The organism is Rhodospirillales bacterium (genome assembly GCA_016712595.1).
Classification (GTDB): Bacteria; Pseudomonadota; Alphaproteobacteria; order Rhodospirillales; family Defluviicoccaceae; genus Defluviicoccus.
In genome coordinates, this window is the sequence record JADJQT010000001.1 from 2,574,480 (window position 1) to 2,591,129 (window position 16,650).

Sequence of the window (16,650 nt, forward strand, 5' to 3'; positions counted from 1 at the left end):
ACTAGAGGGGGGTTTCGTGAGTGCCAAGGCAGGCACGATGGGCATGGGCGAGGACGGCGCTCAGCAACATCGCCTGAAACGCGCCTCTCTCGATCACTTGCAACGAGCACTCCCTGTCGTGCTCGCGACCAACGCGCTGAACGCAGTCATTATTGTTCTTATCTTCCGCGAGTCGGTTCCCCGCCCCCTGATTGCGGGCTGGTGTGGCGCGCTCGGCGGCGTCCTCGTCCTTCGCGCCGTTTTATGGATCGCTTATCGCCGGGCGCGCGAGGACGGGAGCCCAGCGGAAAATTGGGCGATCTGGCACGTCCTCGGGTCCGGCGCCAGCGGCGTCGTCTGGGGCATTGCCGGCGCGATGTTTTCGCTGCCGGGAAACAACGACTTCGTCGTTTTGGGGTTCGTCCTCGGCGGCCTCGGCGCCGGTGCACTGACCGCCCTGACCCACTACGTCTGGGCCTTCTACGCCTTCCTTATTCCGTCGGTCTTGCCATTCACCATCCGCCTCGCGCTGGAAGGAAGCGTTCATGCCGAAGCCATGGCGCTGATGTGCGTGGCCTATACCGCGTCGCTCGCCTATCTCGGCTGGCGCGCGCATTGCTGGGCAATCCAGTCGCTTCAACTCGTCCACGAGAATCAGACCCTCGTTCGCTCACTGAAAAATCGCATCGCCGAAGAATCCGAAGCCTTGCGACAGACGAGTGAGCGTCTCTCACTCGACATTGCCGAACGAAGCCGCGCCGAAGCGGCCCTCGCCGACATCGGCGGCCGGCAAACGGCGCTCGCCGAATTCGGCGAGCGTATCCTGTCTGGCGCGAGCATTGATCTGCTCTTCAACGAGGCGGTCTGCCTCGTCAATAACAAGCTCGCCATGGCGGGAACTGCCGTTCTCCAGCTTTCCGAGGATGTCCAGTCGCTATTTGTTCGCGCGGCGGCGGGCTGGGCATCGGACATCCCGCCGCAAAGCTGGATTCCCACGGGACTGGAATCGCCGAGTGGCTCGGCACTGCTTCTGCGAGCGCCGATTATCAGCGGCGACTTATCTTGCGAGCAACGCTTCACCGTTCCTGCCGTTTACGGCAATGCTGGTGTCGTCAGCCTCGCCTGCGTCGTTATTGCCGGCAGCCCACGGCCGTTTGGCATCCTGGAAGCGACGGACATTCTGAAGCGCTCGCTGGGCGAAGAGGACATCACCTTTCTGCAGTCGGTCGCCAACCTGCTCGCCGTGGCGGTGGATCGGCGGTGCGCCGAGCAAAGCATTCAACGCCTCGCGTTCGAGGACCCCCTCACCGGCTTGCCAAATCGCAAGGTCTTCCGGCACCGGCTGCAGAATTGCCTCGCGCGCCTTTCGATATCACGCGGCCTGCTCGCGGTGATGCTGCTCGACCTTGACCATTTCAAGGACGTTAACGATACCCTTGGACATCCGACCGGCGATCGCCTGCTCGCCGCGGTTGCGCATCGGCTGCGCACCGCCGGCTGCGCCGACGAACCGCCTGCCCGCCTTGGCGGCGACGAATTCGCCATGATTATCAATGGATTACTTAAACCAGACGAAGCTGCGGCAATTGCCGAGAGAATTATTCGTTCGATCGCTGAGCCCTTTTTTGTCGACGGTCACGAAATCAGGCTGGGTGCCAGCATCGGCATTACGGTCAGTCCGAACGACAGCATCAATCCCGACCATTTGCTGCGCTACGCCGACCTCGCCCTTTACCGCGCCAAGGAGGAAGGCCGCAGCACCTATGCGTTCTACGCCTTCGCCATGGCGGCGGAGGTAGAATCACGCAAGCTCCTCGAACGTGATCTTCGTTTGGCGATGACGGGAGAGGGTCTCACTCTGCATTACCAGCCCCAGATCGACCTCGCCGACGGGCGGATCACCACGGCAGAAGCCCTTCTGCGCTGGCACCATAAGACCCGTGGCATCCTGCCCCCTGATGCGTTCATTCCTGTCGCCGAGACGACCGGGCTCGTCGTTCCCCTCGGCACGTGGGTCCTGGAGCACGCTTGCCGTCAGGCTCAAGCATGGGAGGACAATGGCCTGCCGCCGATCATCATGGCGGTCAACCTGTCGCTCAGCCAGTGCCGGCGCAACAACCTCATCGCCGCTGTCGAACAGCTCGCCAACCGAGGCTTTAATCTTCACCACCTCGAATTCGAAGTCACCGAACAGATGTTCCTGCCCCAGGAAACCAACGCCTGCGTCGATATCCTGCGCCGCTTGAAACAACAGGGCGTCATGATCTCGATCGACGACTTCGGAACCGGATATTCCAATCTCGGGCGCCTGCGCGGCCTGCCGGTCGACAAGGTGAAGATCGACAAGAGCTTCGTCAGCGGCGTGGGCCAACAACGCGATGCCGAGGTCATCGTCCGCGCGATGATCGCGCTGGGCAGCAGCCTTGGCCTGCGCGTCGTCGCCGAAGGCGTGGAGACACCGGAGCAACTCGCCTTCCTGCGCGCCGAAGGCTGTCACGCGGTTCAGGGGTTCCATCTCTCGGCGCCATTGCCGCCGGAAGAAATGGAAGCGCTTTTACGCTGCGGGACGATCTGGCGGCGCCCGCTCCAACCACCCTCGCCGCCCAACTCTGCGCTCGAACGGCCGAAAAAGAATCGCACCATCCGGCGAACGCACGAATCCGCCACGTAAACGCGTTGCAGCGGCTCAGGTGCGATCGCTGTGCTCGTTGGCGACGTCCTCGGCGAACAGCTCTTCGAGTTCCTGCGCCGCCCTTTTCGCCAACATGCGCATGCGCTCTTCGTTGCGATGCTCGCCATAAAGGCTGTAAAGCCGCTGCTCGTCATGGGCGCGGAAGATTTCGACGGATCGCTCAGCCGCATAAGCTGGCAGCCCCAGCCCCTTCAATAGTGCTTCGGCCATTGAAAGCGACGATAAAAAAGTCTCCCGCCAGACCACCGAAACGCCTAGCTCCATAAGCTGGTAGGCGTGGGCACGATTGCGGACGCGCGCGTAGATGGCGAGATTGGGGAAATTTTCGCGAACGACGCGGGCTGTACGCACCGATGCCTCGACATCATCGATGGCAAGGACGAAGGCGACTGCCCGCTCGGCGCCGGCGGCGATAAGGAGGTCGAGGCGCGAGGCGTCACCGAAATACGCCTGCGAGCCGTAGTTGCGCACGAAGTTGACCTGTTCGGCACTGATATCGAGCGCGGTGAATGAAATCCGGCGAGCACGCAGGATGCGCGCGACGATCTGACCGAAGCGGCCAAATCCGGCGATGATTACTTGATTATCGCCGCCCGGCAGCGCGTCGTACGCACGGTCCTTAGCCTTGCGCGCCGCCTCCATCCGTTCAATTCCGCTGTTGACGGCAAACAGAAACGGCGTCAGGGCCAGCGACAGGGTGACGACGGCGATGAGCAGGTCGGCTTCGGCGCGCGGGATGATCGCCGCATCGACCGCAACGCCGAGAACGACAAAGGCGAACTCGCCGCCTTGCGCCAAGGCAATGGCCAGCGCCCGGGCGGATGGCGTGGTCAGGCCGTTGGCGCGACCGATGGCGAACAGGACAATCGCCTTGACGAGCGTCAGTCCGACGACAAGAGCAGCGACCGTCGCCGGTTCGCGGACGATGGTCTCGAGACTGAGGGACATGCCGACGGCAATGAAAAATAGGCCGAGCAGCAGCCCCTTGAACGGCTCGAGGTCGGCTTCGAGAGCGTGGCGATATTCCGAATCGGCAAGAAGAACACCGGCGAGGAAGGCGCCCAGCGCCGCCGACAATCCGAGGTTTTCCATCAGCAGCGCCGCACCAACCACGGCGAGCAGGGAGAGGGCAGTAAACACCTCCTTCACCCGCGTCATCGCCACGACCTTCAACGCATAGCGCAGGAAGTACCGCCCGGCGATGGCTGTGGCAACGAGAACCCCGATCGTTCCGATGCCCGCCATCAGCCCGGCGCTTTCCATCGGACCGTGTGCCCCCGGCGCCAGCAAGGGCACGAGCGCCAGCAAGGGAATAACCGCCAGATCTTGAAAAAGCAGGATGCCAAAGGCGATGCGGCCATGCCGCATGGTCAGCTGGTTTTTTTCCGCCAGCGTCTGCAATGCGAAGGCCGTCGACGACAGCGACAGCGTCAGTCCGACCACCGCCGCCGCTTCTGCGCCAAGGCCGAGCAGCCGCCCGGTGAACGCGAGCACGCCCCCGGTGACAAACAATTGCAGGACGCCGACGCCGAACACCGCTTGCCGCATCGTCCACAGGCGACTCGGCTGGAGCTCGAGGCCGATGATGAACAGCAACAGGACGACGCCGAACTCGGCGAAATGAAAGACACTATCGACGTCGGAGACAAAGGCAAAACCTTGCGGGCCAATCGCGGCACCAGCGGCGAGATATCCCAGAATGGCTCCCAGCCCCAGTCGCCGGGCAATCGGCACGGCAATGACGGCAGCGGTCAGAAACACCGCGGCTTCTTGCAGAAACGCCATCTTATCTCCTCATGGCGATGCGCGCCCTGCCCTCGCATCAATGATCATGCTGGCGTATCTCCACCTTGAAGCGCCTGTTTTCCGTCGTGCGCCTGCGGATCGCCGTCGAGGTCTTTGGAATGGCTCCATTCGCGAATCAAGGTAAAGCCGACCGCCAGCATCGTCGGCCCGATGAACACCCCGAGCAATCCGAAGGCGACGATCCCGCCGAGAACGCCGAGCAAGACCAGCAGCAGCGGCAGCGCGCTACCGATGCTGATGAAGTAAGGGCGTATGACGTTATCGACGGTGCTGACGACGAAGAAGCCCCACAGCCCCATGAATACGCCCCATTCGAGGTCGCCCGAGGAAAACAGCCAGATTGCCGAGGGCAGCCATACCATCGGAGGCCCCATCGGCACGAAGGATAGCAGCGATGTCAGCAGGCCAAGGAACAGCGCCCCGGGCACGCCGGCGATCCATAGACCGAAGGCCGCGAGGGCTCCTTGTGCCAGCGCCGTGCCGAGCATGCCGTAAACCACGCCGTTGACCGTCGTTTCGGCGACGTCGAGCAGGCGCTGCCCGCGCGCTCCCGCCACCTTTTCCAGCATAACCTTCAGTCGCTTCGCGCCGTAGGCGCCATCGCGGAAGAAGAAAAACGCCGCGATGACGCTCAGCGTCAGATCGAGCAGACCGCCGCCGAGTTTAGCGCCCAGTCCGATCAGCCATTGTGTCGCCGGACCGACGTAGTCGCGGGCCGTCGCGGCGAAATGCGCCGTATCGTCGGAGAAATAGTGCCACGCCTCGGCGAGCTGCGCCCCGAGCAGCGGTATGTCCTCGACCCACGGCGGCGGCGGCGGCGGACCGTTTTCGAACACACCGAGCACGTTGGCCGAAAACCGGGCGACGTTATCGGCGAGGCTGGTGCCGAGGATCGCGATCGGCACTAGGAGCGCCAGCGCCAACAGCAAGGTCATCACCGCTGCCGCCAGGGTCGTGCGGCCCAACAGCCGGCGCTCGAGCCAGCGAAACGCCGGCCAAGTGGAGATCGACAGGATCGTCGCCCATAATAGGGCGGCGAGGAATGGGCGTAGCACGACGAAACAGCCGACGGCTAGAATCACCAGAATAAACAATCCGGCGATCTGCTCCAAACGACGCGCAGAGGAACTCATCGACGTGTAATGGCGCGAAGCCGGCTCGTCCTGATCCTGACTGTTGCGGAACATCGCCACCGCGATAAAGACAATCGAAAGCCAACGCCAACACTCATCCGGGCCGCGTTCTCGCTCATGGAGTTCCTCTGCCAGGCATCACGGTTTTCGTCGCGAACCGCCCGCCGTTACACCAGCGCGCGCATCTGCGCGTCGACGACCGCGATCGCCGCCATGTTGACGATGCCGCGGACATCGTCGCTCGGCAGCAGAATATGCACGGGCCGTGCCATGCCCATCAGCACCGGGCCGATCGCCTCGGCACCGCCGAGGCGCTGCATCAGCTTGTAGGACGTGTTCGCGGCATTGAGGTCCGGAAAGATCAGCACGTTGGCCTCGCGCACCCGACTGAACGAGTAAAGGCGGTCGACCAGATCCGGCGTTACCGCGACGTCGGCGGCCATCTCGCCGTCCACCTGCAGGTGCGGCTGGCGCTTCTTGAGGATCTCGACAGCGCGGGCGACCGTGTGCGGGCTGGGATGCGCGACACTGCCAAAGTTGGAGAACGACAGCATGGCGATGCGCGTCTGGATATCGAAGTTTGTCGCCACTTCCGCCGAGAGCTCGGCGATATCGGCAAGATCGTCGGATGACGGCGCGATATTGACCGCGCAATCAGCGAAGAAGAACACACGATCGCGGATCACCATGATGAACAGCGCCGCCGCCCGACGGACGTCGGGGCGGGTGCCGATGACCTGGAACGCCGGCTCGAGTGCCTCGACATAATTTGTCGTAAGGCCGGATATGAACGCATCCGCATCGCCGCACTGGACGGCCAGCAGGCCAAAGTAGTTGGGCCGCCTTGCGATCTCCCGCGCTTCCGGCAAGGTGATCCCTTTGCGCTGACGGCGCTTGAACAGCACTTTGGCGTAGCTCTCCGCGCGGCTGGATTCGCGCGGATCGATGATCTTTGGCCGGTAATCGAGGCCGAGTTCACTGACGATGGCCATGATTACTGCTTCGCGGCCGAGAAGAATCGGCTCGCCGAGGCCCTGGTCCTCGATCTCTGCCGCGGCACGGATAATCTTCGCCTCTTCGCCCTCGGCAAAGACGATGCGCTTGGGTGCGCTGCGTGCTTTGTTGAAGATGGTGCGCATCAGCGCCCAATCCTTGCCGAGCCGGCTTTCCAGCTCTTCGCGGTAGGTCGTCGCATCGACCGAGCGGCGGGCCACCCCCTCCGCCATGGCTGCCTGCGCCACCGCCGGCGCCACCCACAGCAGCACGCGCGGGTCGAGCGGCTTGGGAATGATGTACTCCGGACCGAACAGCATGCTGTCGACGCCGTAGGCCTTGAGCACCGAATCCGGCACGTCCGAATGGGCGAGTGCCGCCAGTGCGCGGGCGGCGGCGAGCTTCATGCCGTCGGTGATCTGCCGCGCCCGCACGTCGAGGGCGCCGCGAAAGATGAACGGGAAGCACAGGACGTTGTTCACCTGGTTAGGATAATCGCTGCGGCCGGTGGCGACGATGGCATCCGGTCGCGCCGCCTTGGCGTCTTCGTAGGTGATCTCTGGATCGGGATTGGCCATGGCGAAGATAATCGGCCGCTCGGCCATGGTGCGGACCATATCGCGGGTCAAAACGCCGCCCACGGAAACACCGATGAACACGTCGGCTCCCCGGATCGCGTCGGCGAGCGTCCGCGCCTCGGACTCCTGGGCGAACCGCTCGAGCCAGGGGTTCATGTTGTCTTCGCGCCCTTTGTAGACCACGCCGTCCTTGTCGCACATCATCACGTGCTCGCGGGGCGCACCCGCGCGTACGAGCAGTTCGGCACAACCGATGCCGGCGGCTCCGGCGCCGCTGAAGACGACGCGGATGTCGTGGATGCGCCGATTAGTCAGTTCGAGGGCGTTGAGCAGACCAGCGATGAGGATGATCGCGGTTCCATGCTGGTCATCGTGAAAGACGGGAATATCAAGCATCTCACGCAGCCGGCCCTCGATGGCAAAGCACTCCGGCGCCTTGATATCCTCGAGGTTGATCCCGCCGAAGGTTGGCGCCAGAGCGCGAACGATGCCGATCACCTCCTCGGGGTCATGCGCGTCGATTTCGATATCGAAGACGTCGATATCGGCGAAGCGCTTGAACAAAAGCCCCTTCCCCTCCATGACCGGCTTGCTGGCGAGCGGCCCGCGGTTGCCGAGACCGAGAATGGCGGTGCCGTTGGAGATAACACCGACTAGGTTACCCTTGGCGGTGTATTCGTAGGCATTTTCCGGATTCTCGGCGATCTCCTGCACGGGGATGGCCACGCCAGGCGAATAGGCCAGACTCAGGTCGTACTGGGTGAGGCTCGGCTTTGTCGGGACGACCTCGATCTTGCCCTTGCGCCCTTCGGAGTGATACCGCAAGACAGCTTCGCGGGTGACTTTCTCCACGGCACCTCTCCTTTCGTATTCTCTCGCCTTCCAAGCGGGCCACCCCGCCTGTCACCGGCGCTAAGACAGATCGATCAATCACGCGCGCTCAACGTCCGGCTGGCGTCAGCGTATTGCAGAACGGTGCGCCAATCGAGCGCAACGATCAGGGACTTGGGCCTCCATCGCCGCCGATCGCCTGACTTGGCCGACCTGGCCGGCGGCGCGCCTGGAGCCTGTCATTGTCGACAAACGAAAACGGGTGGCCGAAACGCCGGCCACCCGAATTCAACAGGTCAATTGAAACACGTCACCCCGGCGCAGCGCGAGCGGCGACGGTCAATCCGCCGCCGTCCGCGCTTGAACGTCATTGCACCGACGCGTTCGCGTCCTCAGATCAATGGGCTTTAAGCCATTTGGCGATGCTGGGGGCAACGATCTTCTGCGGCGCGCCACCGGTGTAGATCCCGATGTGGCCGGTCTTGATCGGCAATTCCTCGTAGTCCTTCTTGTTGCCGATGTGCTTGCCGAGCGCAACCGTGCTCGGTGGCGGAACCAGATGATCCCGTTCGGCGTAAACGTTGAGAACCGGCATGGTCAGGTTCTTCAGGTCGACCTTCTGACCGGCGAGAACCAGAGTGTTGTTGACCAGCGCGTTGTTCTGCAGGAACTCGGTGACGAACTGACGATAGGCTTCGCCCGGCACTTCCGGACCACCGAACAGCCACTTCTCCATCCTGAGGAAGTTCAGCAGCGCGTCCTTCTTGTCAAGGATATCGAGGGTGTCCGCGTATTTACCGAACATCAGGGCAAACGGCGAGGCCATCATGAACGAGATGTTGAGAACGTCGGCGGGCACGTTGCCGAAGGCATCGACCATGGCATTGACGTTGACCGCCTTGCCCATCTCGAACAGCAGGCCGACGTGCGGCTGGCCGGCAACCTTGTTCTGATGGAAGTCGATCGGCGTGACGGTCAGCGCCAGGTTGCGGACCTTCTCCGGGTGCAGGGCGCTGTAGCACGTCGCCATCGTTCCACCCATGCAGATACCGAAGAGATTGATCTTCTCCTGGCCGCTCTGCTCGCTCACCTGATCGACGATATCATCGAGATAGTCGCCGACGTAATCATCGATGGTGTTGAAGCGGTCGCAGCGCTTCGGATAACCCCAGTTGATCAGGTAGACGTCGATCCCCTCATTGAGGAAGTTACGCACGAGCGAACGGTCCGGCTGCAGGTCGGCGACCTCATAGCCGTTGATCAGCGGCGTCGAGATGATCATCGGCACCGGATGGATCTGTTCTTTCGGCACCAGCGGCTTGTAGTGATAGACCTTGAACGTCTCGCGTTCGTAGGCGATGTCCTTCGGCGTGCTGCCGATGTCGACCTCGTCGTCGGTCATGCTGGTCAGCAGCTTGATGCCTGCCGAGATCTTGCTCTCCATCTCCGCCACTTCATGGGCGATCTGATCGGAGCGGAATTGTATGGGGAATTGATTCATCTATGTTCTCCTCGAGCCACCGCTCTATCCGTGAAACCGTGTTGCTTGCGTCCTAGGAGGACACCGCCTCGGAAGCTTCCGCTTCTTTTGCCGCGATTTTCTTGCTGGGTTTTGCCGCAGAGGACTTGCCGGACGCGTCTTTGAGCGCCTTTTTCAGTGCACGGATCTCCCGCTTCAGATCGTGAATGTCCTTGTACGCCTCGTCGACCTCGCTCCGCGTCGGGATTTCCAGCGAGTTATAGACGATCTCAAGGGCGTCACGCCGCGTCTTCTTGTGCTTCATCAAGGCGACGGTCAGATCTTCCTGCGTCTTGAGGAATTCCGGGGTATTGAACTTCTCAAGCAAGGTGCGATCGGCGGTCGAGTACCAGATTTTCATCAGGTCGCGCGCGCTGGAGATCTTCTCGCCCTTTTCCGCCAGTTTGACGAGATGCTCGATCGTGCGTTCCACCGAGGTGGAAATGCCATCGGAGAGGATCTTCTGATACGACTTCTGCGCTTCCTGCAGGTCGGTCATGGAATCGAACATCTTAAGGAACTTGCCCATCTTCTCGCGGGCAACGGTTGCGCGCGGCAGCTCGCCCAATCCGAGCTGCTGGCCACCGGTCATCATCTGCATCAGTTCGCCGATCCCGGCGATCTGCCCGAAGCCCTGGGTCCCTGAGAGGAATCCCGCGCCCGGATGGCCGCCCGCCGTCGCCTGGCTCAACATCGACAGCCACGGCGCCGTCATCGGCGTCCAGCGCTCAAACAGCGCCTTGGAGAGCTGGGCGAAATCGCCGCCCGCCGACGCCATGCGCTGCGGCATGGCGGTCATCTCCTCGCGCCATTGTTCAAGCAGCTTCTGCAGATCAGGCTGCCAGGCGCCCCCCTTCTCCACTGACGGCGCAACCGTCTTCCACGCCTGCATCAGAAGATTCATGCTGCGTGTCATGATCTCGGGAGAGCCGAGAATATTGCCGGCGACCCGCTGCGCCGAGCCCTCGCTCAGGCCGGACCATGCATCCGCGCTCGCCTTGAACATCTGGGTCGGATCGAACATCGTCCCCGACTGCCCGAGGTTGCCAGCACTCTGCGCCCAGTCCATCCAGCCGGACCAAAGGCGCTTTTGTGCGTCCCCCCAGGTTTTCATCATTTCGTTTGATTGTGCGCTCCAGTCCATCCTTGCTCTCCTCCGAGTTGGGCTCTTGCCGATCTTCGCCGCCAAACGACGGTGTCGGCCGGCACTGGTTTTGCTCGCTCGCGTGCGCCGGTAGCGTTGCCGCCACGGCCGCCGCGTCGACTGCGACTTATAACGGTTCCACAAGCTGAACCCACCAAAAAAACAGGGCACCCGAAGGTGCCCTGCCCAAGCTTTTTGGTATGGCTAAGGAGGATTAGGCGGCGACGGTCGCTCGGTCGATGATGAACTTCACCGGGCCGCGCACCTTCTTGCCGGTCGCATCGGTGAATTCACCGTTGACCGGGGCCTTCTTACTGTAAGGGCTGGTAAGGATGGCAACGTGCCCGCCGTGGAAGGCGACGGTTTCGACGACGTTGGTACCTTCGAGATGCTTGTTACCCGCCGTGGCGCATGCCGGGGTGACCAGATCGTCCTTGATCGCGTAGTTCTGGTACCAGGTGACGCCGAGCGTGGCGAGGTCCTTGAGGTTCAGCGGCTTGCCGAACAGCGAGACGGGCAGCGAGCCATCCTCGGCGATCGGCTGCTGGAAGGTGCAGGTGCTCATCTGCGCTACCGCCAGCGGCAGGTGGACGCGCTCCTTGAGCAGCCAGCGGAACAGCGCCGCCGGCGTCTTGCCGGGATTGAGGTCGGTCGCCTTCTGCAGCGCCGCCTGGTCGAGAACCTTGACCAGCGGGGTTTCGCGATCGATGGCGACGAAGCGCATGCCGAGACTCAGCATGTAGCCGTTGGCCACCTTGTTGCCGTTGGCGAGCGGCGTGGTGATGAAGTCGCTGTGCATCTGCGGCATGCCGCTGATCGCCGCGCTGTAGGTGCCGTCGATCGGCGCCACGTTGGTGATCAGGGTATCGCACACATCGGTCAGCTTGCCCGACAGCACGTTCATCAGGCAGATGTAGCCGCCCTGGCAGGTGCCGTTCAGCACGACTTTCTTGCCATGGATCTGCTTGAGCTTGGTGCACAACTCAAGGGTCTGCAGGCAGTCCTCGTCCGGCGTCGTCTGCTGGACCGCCTCGGTGGACATGATGTCCTTGACTACGCGCACGTAGGTCGGGATGCCCTCGTTGGCAAACGAGTGCGCGTAGCTCTTGTTCTCGAATGGCAGGAACGAGAGGATATGCACACCCAGCATGTACGGCGGCACGAGCAGAACCGGCGGCAGGTCGTCGCGAACCTTGACCCCCTTCTTGATCGGCAGGACCTGATACATCTGGAAGGTCGAGGTCTCATGCACGAGCTTGTAATCCGGCGAGTCGAATTGGAAGCCGAACTCGTCCTTGATCTTCTCGATCTGCTCGTTGAAGTTGGCAACGGCTTCCATCACGTCGGCCTCGCGACGGACATAGCCGCCCAGGGTCTCGCCGCCGTTCTTGCTCGGATAGACCGAGTTGAACAGCGCCTGAGTGCCCTCTTCGATCCGATCGAACGCGTAGCTCAGCAGCTTTTCCTGCGCGCTCATCATTCCTTTCATGATCAGCGACTGGTTGTGCTGCATCACCTGCGCCGTTTCCCACAAGCTCATGGGATTTTCACGACGCGCGCGCATCGCAATCTGTCCTGCGATCATGCAGCTATCGGAAAACTCGGTGACTTCCCGATTGGTCGCACGCATTAGCGCAACCATGTATCGCCCGACATTTTGACTGAGTTCGGGCATCTCTTGTACGATGTTTGACACGTTCGTTATTAACCTCCAGGCCCAGAGCGCGGACTTCCACCGCCATCACTACAATTTAACGAAATATATGCTTGCTCAATATTAAAGGTTTGCAATCAAAAAACGTATAATTCGCGTTCGCAACAACTGCCATCGACACACACCACTCGCCCGCCAATACAGGCCCATATCCACACTCTTATTTGCTAGCCCTTACCATCACTGATGAAAATAGGGCCGATCAATGAATTTCAAATTATAGGTTGATCGACCGTGGGCCGCAATATGCAATTACTGCAATGCAGCATGTTTCCCAACATTGGTCCGTGCGGCCATCCGCTGATTTTCGATTCCGGCATGGAGGCTTGATTGGCGCACTGCTGGATTGGCGCACTGCTGGCAACGCCCGGATCGCGCGCCGCATTTGCCCATCTCCGCAGCTGCGCTCTGTCCATGACCGTCGCTACCCGCCTTGAGCAGAAGGAGGCGGCGGCGTTTCCTGTTCACGGCGATCACGCAAGCTTCTTTGAAGCGTCACAGAGAGGAAATGTAGGCGTCGCATGCATCGCGTACTCATCGTTCAGCAAGTCTTTGATGGGGAGCGAGGGTATGTTCTGGTTCAACAAGACGACGTCGCGTGTCTGTAAGTCTCTGACGCTGAGCGCTGCGCTGGTGGCCGCGACGGCCTGCGTATCGACCGCGAGCGCGGCACCGGAACTCGAGTTCATTGGCGAGGTCGATTTTCCCACCGGCTACGCTTTTAAAGGCACGACGGTCGGCGGCCTGTCCGGCATCGACTATGATCGCCGACATAAGGTGTTCTACGCGATCAGCGACGACCGCTCGCAGATCAACCCTGCCCGTTTCTACAAGCTAAAGATCGATCTATCCGACGGCATGCTCGATGACGGCGACGTGACCTTTTCTGATGTCACGCCGATGCTCGACGAAAGCGGACAGCCGTTCGCGATCAATACGGTCGATCCGGAAAGCATTCGCTACGATCGTGCCCGCAACGCGCTGTTCTGGACCAGCGAGGGTGACGCCAATGCGCTTCTGCCGCCGTTCGTTCGCGAGATGAAGCTCGACGGCACCTTCGTGCGAGAGCTGAGAACGCCCCAGACATACACGCCCACCGCCGATCAAAGCAGCGGTATTCGCAACAACCTCGCGTTTGAAAGCCTTACTTTCTCGCCGCAGCTCGACCGCGTCATCACCGCGACCGAAAATGCGCTTTATCAGGACGGCCCGGCGGCGTCCTTCGCCGAAGGCACGCCGTCACGAATCCTCGAGTTCGCTGTGCGTTCGGGAGCGCCGCTGCACGAGTATGTCTACGTCACCGATCCGGTCGCCGACGCACCCGATCCCGCGACCGCGTTCGCCACCAACGGCCTGGTCGATTTCGTAACTCTGGGCGAGCGGCGCCTTCTGACCATGGAGCGCTCGTTCACCACCGACAAGGGCAACGTCATCAAGCTGTTCATCGTCAAGCTCTGGCCGGCCACCGACGTTCGTGGCTTCGACAGCATCGAAGGGCATGCCGTCCGGCCGGTCGGCAAGACCTTGGTGGCCAACCTTGCCGACTTCGGCATCGTTGCCGACAATGTCGAGGGAATCACCTTTGGACCGCTGCTCCCCGATGGCAAACGCTCGCTGATCCTCGTCTCCGACAACAACTTCAGCACGACGCAAGTCACCCAGTTTCTCGCCTTCCGGGTCAAAACAGGTTTCTGACCCCGCCCCTGCCAGGTGGGCCGCCGGGCCGGGAGATCTTCGAGCCGGCCCGGTGCCCCGATCCCGCCACCACGATCCGTTCTCCCAAGCGAGGAGTTGCGCCAGCGACGCGAGGCCATTATCCAGGAGTGGACTGGAGATGTAGCCTATGCGATCGCTCGTCACCCTCCTCGCCGCGATCATCCTCGCTCTCGGACTTGCGATCGGCGGCTGGTTCATTGGCCGGGGGTTTCTCGATTCACGGCTGGCGGATCGTGTCGTCACCGTCAAGGGCGTGGCCGAACGTGATGTGACTGCCGATCTCGCGCTCTGGCCGCTGCGCTTCGTCGTCACGGCGAACCAGCTCGCCGACGCCCAGCAACGCATCGATGCCGACGCGCAGAAGGTTCTCGCCTTTCTGGCCGCGAACGGTATTCCCACCGCTGCCGCCGAGGTGCAGAATCTCCAGGTCAGCGATCTTCTCGCCCAACCCTACCGCTCGGGACCGGTCGACAGCCGCTTCATCGTCGCGCAGACGATCATGGTGCGCACCGGCGACGTTGACCGCGTCGCCCAGGCCAGCCAGAAGATCGGCGATCTGGTCTCCGACGGCGTCGTGCTCAGCAGCGAGGGACAGCCGTCCAGCGGTCCTCTCTATCTGTTCACCAAGCTGAACGACATCAAGCCGGCAATGATCGCCGAGGCGACGCGCAACGCCCGCCAGGGGGCGGACCAATTCGCCCAGGACTCCGGCGGGCGGGTCAGCGGCATTCGTCGGGCGAGCCAAGGTCTGTTTCAGATCCTGCCGCGCGATAATGTTCCGGGAGCAGGTGAAAGCGCGCAGATCGCCAAGACCGTTCGGGTGGTTTCAACCATCGATTTTGCCTTGATCGATTGATTATCTCTGCCGACGGCGGGCAAGGCCGGTCGACGGCAACCGAGCATCACGGAACAGCCAGCAATCGGCGGCGCCTGTCCGTGGCGAGCGTCCGTTAAGCCCGCGCACCGGTACGCCGGAGAGGCATACGGCGAAAGGACAGCGCTTCGGCGACGTGCGCCCCACGCACGACATCGGCGCCTTCGAGATCAGCAAGCGTGCGGGCAACGCGCAGGACGCGGTGATACCCGCGCGCCGAGAGCCGCAGCCGCTCGACGGCCGCGCCCAGCAACCGGCTTCCAGCGGCATCCGGCGCCGCCACCCGGTCGAGCAGTGCGCCGTCGGCCTCGGCATTCGTCCGCGCCATTTGCCCGCCACTGGCGCCGGCGAAACGGCGGCGCTGGACCTCGCGGGCGGCAGCGATCCTGCGGGCGACCTCGGCGGAGTGTTCGGCTGGCGGCGGCAGGGCGAGGTCGGCGGGCGAGACAGCGGGCACATCGACGCTGAGGTCGATGCGGTCGAGCACTGGCCCGGATATGCGCGCCTGGTAGTCGGCGGCGCACGCCGGCGCGCGGCCGCAGGCGCGCCCGGCGTCGTCCAGCCAGCCGCAGCGGCACGGGTTCATCGCCGCGACCAGTTGCACCCGGGCGGGATAGGTGACGTGCCCATTGGCCCGCGCCACCGTGGTACGGCCGCTTTCAAGCGGCTGGCGCAGTGCTTCCAGTGCCGGGCGCGGAAATTCCGGCAGTTCGTCGAGGAACAACACGCCCAGATGCGCGAGCGAGACCTCGCCCGGGCGGGCGCGCAGACCGCCGCCGACGAGCGCCGCGACCGAGGCGGAGTGATGCGGTTCGCGAAACGGCCGGGTGCGCACCAGACCACCCTCCTCGAGCAGCCCGGCGACGGAATGGATCATGCTGACTTCGAGCGCTTCACCGGGATCGAGCGGCGGCAGCAGGCCGGGCAACCGCTGCGCCAGCATCGACTTCCCCGAGCCGGGTGGCCCGATCATCAACAAGTTGTGGCCGCCGGCGGCGGCGATCTCCACCGCCCGCTTCGCCGTCTCCTGACCCTTGACGTCACCGAGATCGGGATAGGGGCCGGCGGCGGCCGACAGCTTCGGCTCAGGCGGGCTCAACGCCTGCGTTCCCTTGAAGTGATTGACGACGGCGAGCAGCGAATCGGGCGCCAGCACCTCGATCCCCGCGGCCCACGCCGCCTCGCCCCCTTGGCTCCGGGCGCAGATCAGCCCAAGGCCGCGCGCTGATGCGTGCACGGCGGCGGGCAGCACCCCCGCCACCGGCGCCAGCGCCCCGTCGAGCGCGAGTTCGCCGAGCGCCGCATACGCCCTGAGTTCGTCGCGCGGCAGCACATCCATCGCCGCCAGCAGGGCGAGCGCGATCGGCAGGTCGAAGTGGCTGCCTTCCTTCAGCACGTCGGCCGGTGCGAGATTGACGATAATCCGCTTCGACGGCAGCGCGAGCCCCATCGCCACCAGCGCCGCCCGCACCCGCTCGCGGCTCTCCGCCACCGCCTTGTCCGGCAGGCCGACGACGGAGAACGCTGGCAGACCTTGGGTGATCTGCACCTGCACGTCGATATCGAGAACGTCGATGCCCTGAAAGGCGACCGTATTGATGCGCGCGACCATACGCCGGACCGATCCGTCTGCAAGACCACCGGCAAGCTTAGATGCTGCGCGTTAACGGA

General features: G+C 62.9%; 10 protein-coding genes. 3 read left to right on the top strand and 7 right to left on the bottom strand.

All coding sequences use genetic code 11. The features are described 5' to 3' along the window. Window positions 1-16 precede the first annotated feature (16 nt). Window positions 17-2,650 (top strand): EAL domain-containing protein, encoded by a 2,634-nt coding sequence (locus IPK66_11565; GenBank protein ID MBK8175869.1) that lies wholly within the window; start codon window positions 17-19, stop codon window positions 2,648-2,650. A 15-nt stretch (window positions 2,651-2,665) separates the two neighbouring features. On the opposite strand, the gene IPK66_11570 is transcribed toward IPK66_11565, so the two are convergent. The 6 genes from IPK66_11570 to IPK66_11595 form a co-directional block, all read right to left on the bottom strand. Continuing rightward, on the bottom strand, window positions 2,666-4,456 hold the full coding sequence (locus IPK66_11570; protein ID MBK8175870.1) for a cation:proton antiporter: 1,791 nt from the start codon (window positions 4,454-4,456) through the stop codon (window positions 2,666-2,668). 44 nt (window positions 4,457-4,500) lie between these two features. Beyond that, a complete protein-coding gene (locus IPK66_11575) occupies window positions 4,501-5,610 on the bottom strand; it encodes an AI-2E family transporter (GenBank protein ID MBK8175871.1) in 1,110 nt (369 codons plus the stop codon). A gap of 167 nt (window positions 5,611-5,777) precedes the next feature. Further along, complete coding sequence (locus tag IPK66_11580) at window positions 5,778-8,033, bottom strand: NADP-dependent malic enzyme (GenBank protein MBK8175872.1); 2,256 nt, start codon at window positions 8,031-8,033, stop codon at window positions 5,778-5,780. 376 nt (window positions 8,034-8,409) lie between these two features. Continuing rightward, window positions 8,410-9,513, bottom strand: coding sequence for a class III poly(R)-hydroxyalkanoic acid synthase subunit PhaC (gene phaC / locus IPK66_11585; protein MBK8175873.1), 1,104 nt, complete (start codon window positions 9,511-9,513; stop codon window positions 8,410-8,412). A gap of 52 nt (window positions 9,514-9,565) precedes the next feature. Beyond that, window positions 9,566-10,675, bottom strand: a complete 1,110-nt coding sequence (locus IPK66_11590; protein MBK8175874.1) for a hypothetical protein — start codon at window positions 10,673-10,675, stop codon at window positions 9,566-9,568. A gap of 214 nt (window positions 10,676-10,889) precedes the next feature. Next, window positions 10,890-12,239 (bottom strand): hypothetical protein, encoded by a 1,350-nt coding sequence (locus IPK66_11595; protein ID MBK8175875.1) that lies wholly within the window; start codon window positions 12,237-12,239, stop codon window positions 10,890-10,892. 564 nt (window positions 12,240-12,803) lie between these two features. On the opposite strand from IPK66_11595, the gene IPK66_11600 reads away from it, so the two are divergent. Together IPK66_11600 and IPK66_11605 are read left to right on the top strand one after the other, a co-directional pair. After that, the gene (locus tag IPK66_11600) at window positions 12,804-14,084 is read left to right on the top strand and encodes an esterase-like activity of phytase family protein (protein ID MBK8175876.1); all 1,281 of its coding nucleotides are present in this window, start codon (window positions 12,804-12,806) and stop codon (window positions 14,082-14,084) included. Between the two features lie 148 nt (window positions 14,085-14,232). After that, window positions 14,233-14,961: an SIMPL domain-containing protein gene (locus IPK66_11605; protein ID MBK8175877.1), complete on the top strand. Its 729-nt coding sequence runs from the start codon at window positions 14,233-14,235 to the stop codon at window positions 14,959-14,961. Between the two features lie 94 nt (window positions 14,962-15,055). Here IPK66_11605 and IPK66_11610 read toward each other — a convergent pair whose 3' ends face one another. Further along, window positions 15,056-16,591: a YifB family Mg chelatase-like AAA ATPase gene (locus IPK66_11610; GenBank protein MBK8175878.1), complete on the bottom strand. Its 1,536-nt coding sequence runs from the start codon at window positions 16,589-16,591 to the stop codon at window positions 15,056-15,058. Window positions 16,592-16,650 lie beyond the last annotated feature (59 nt).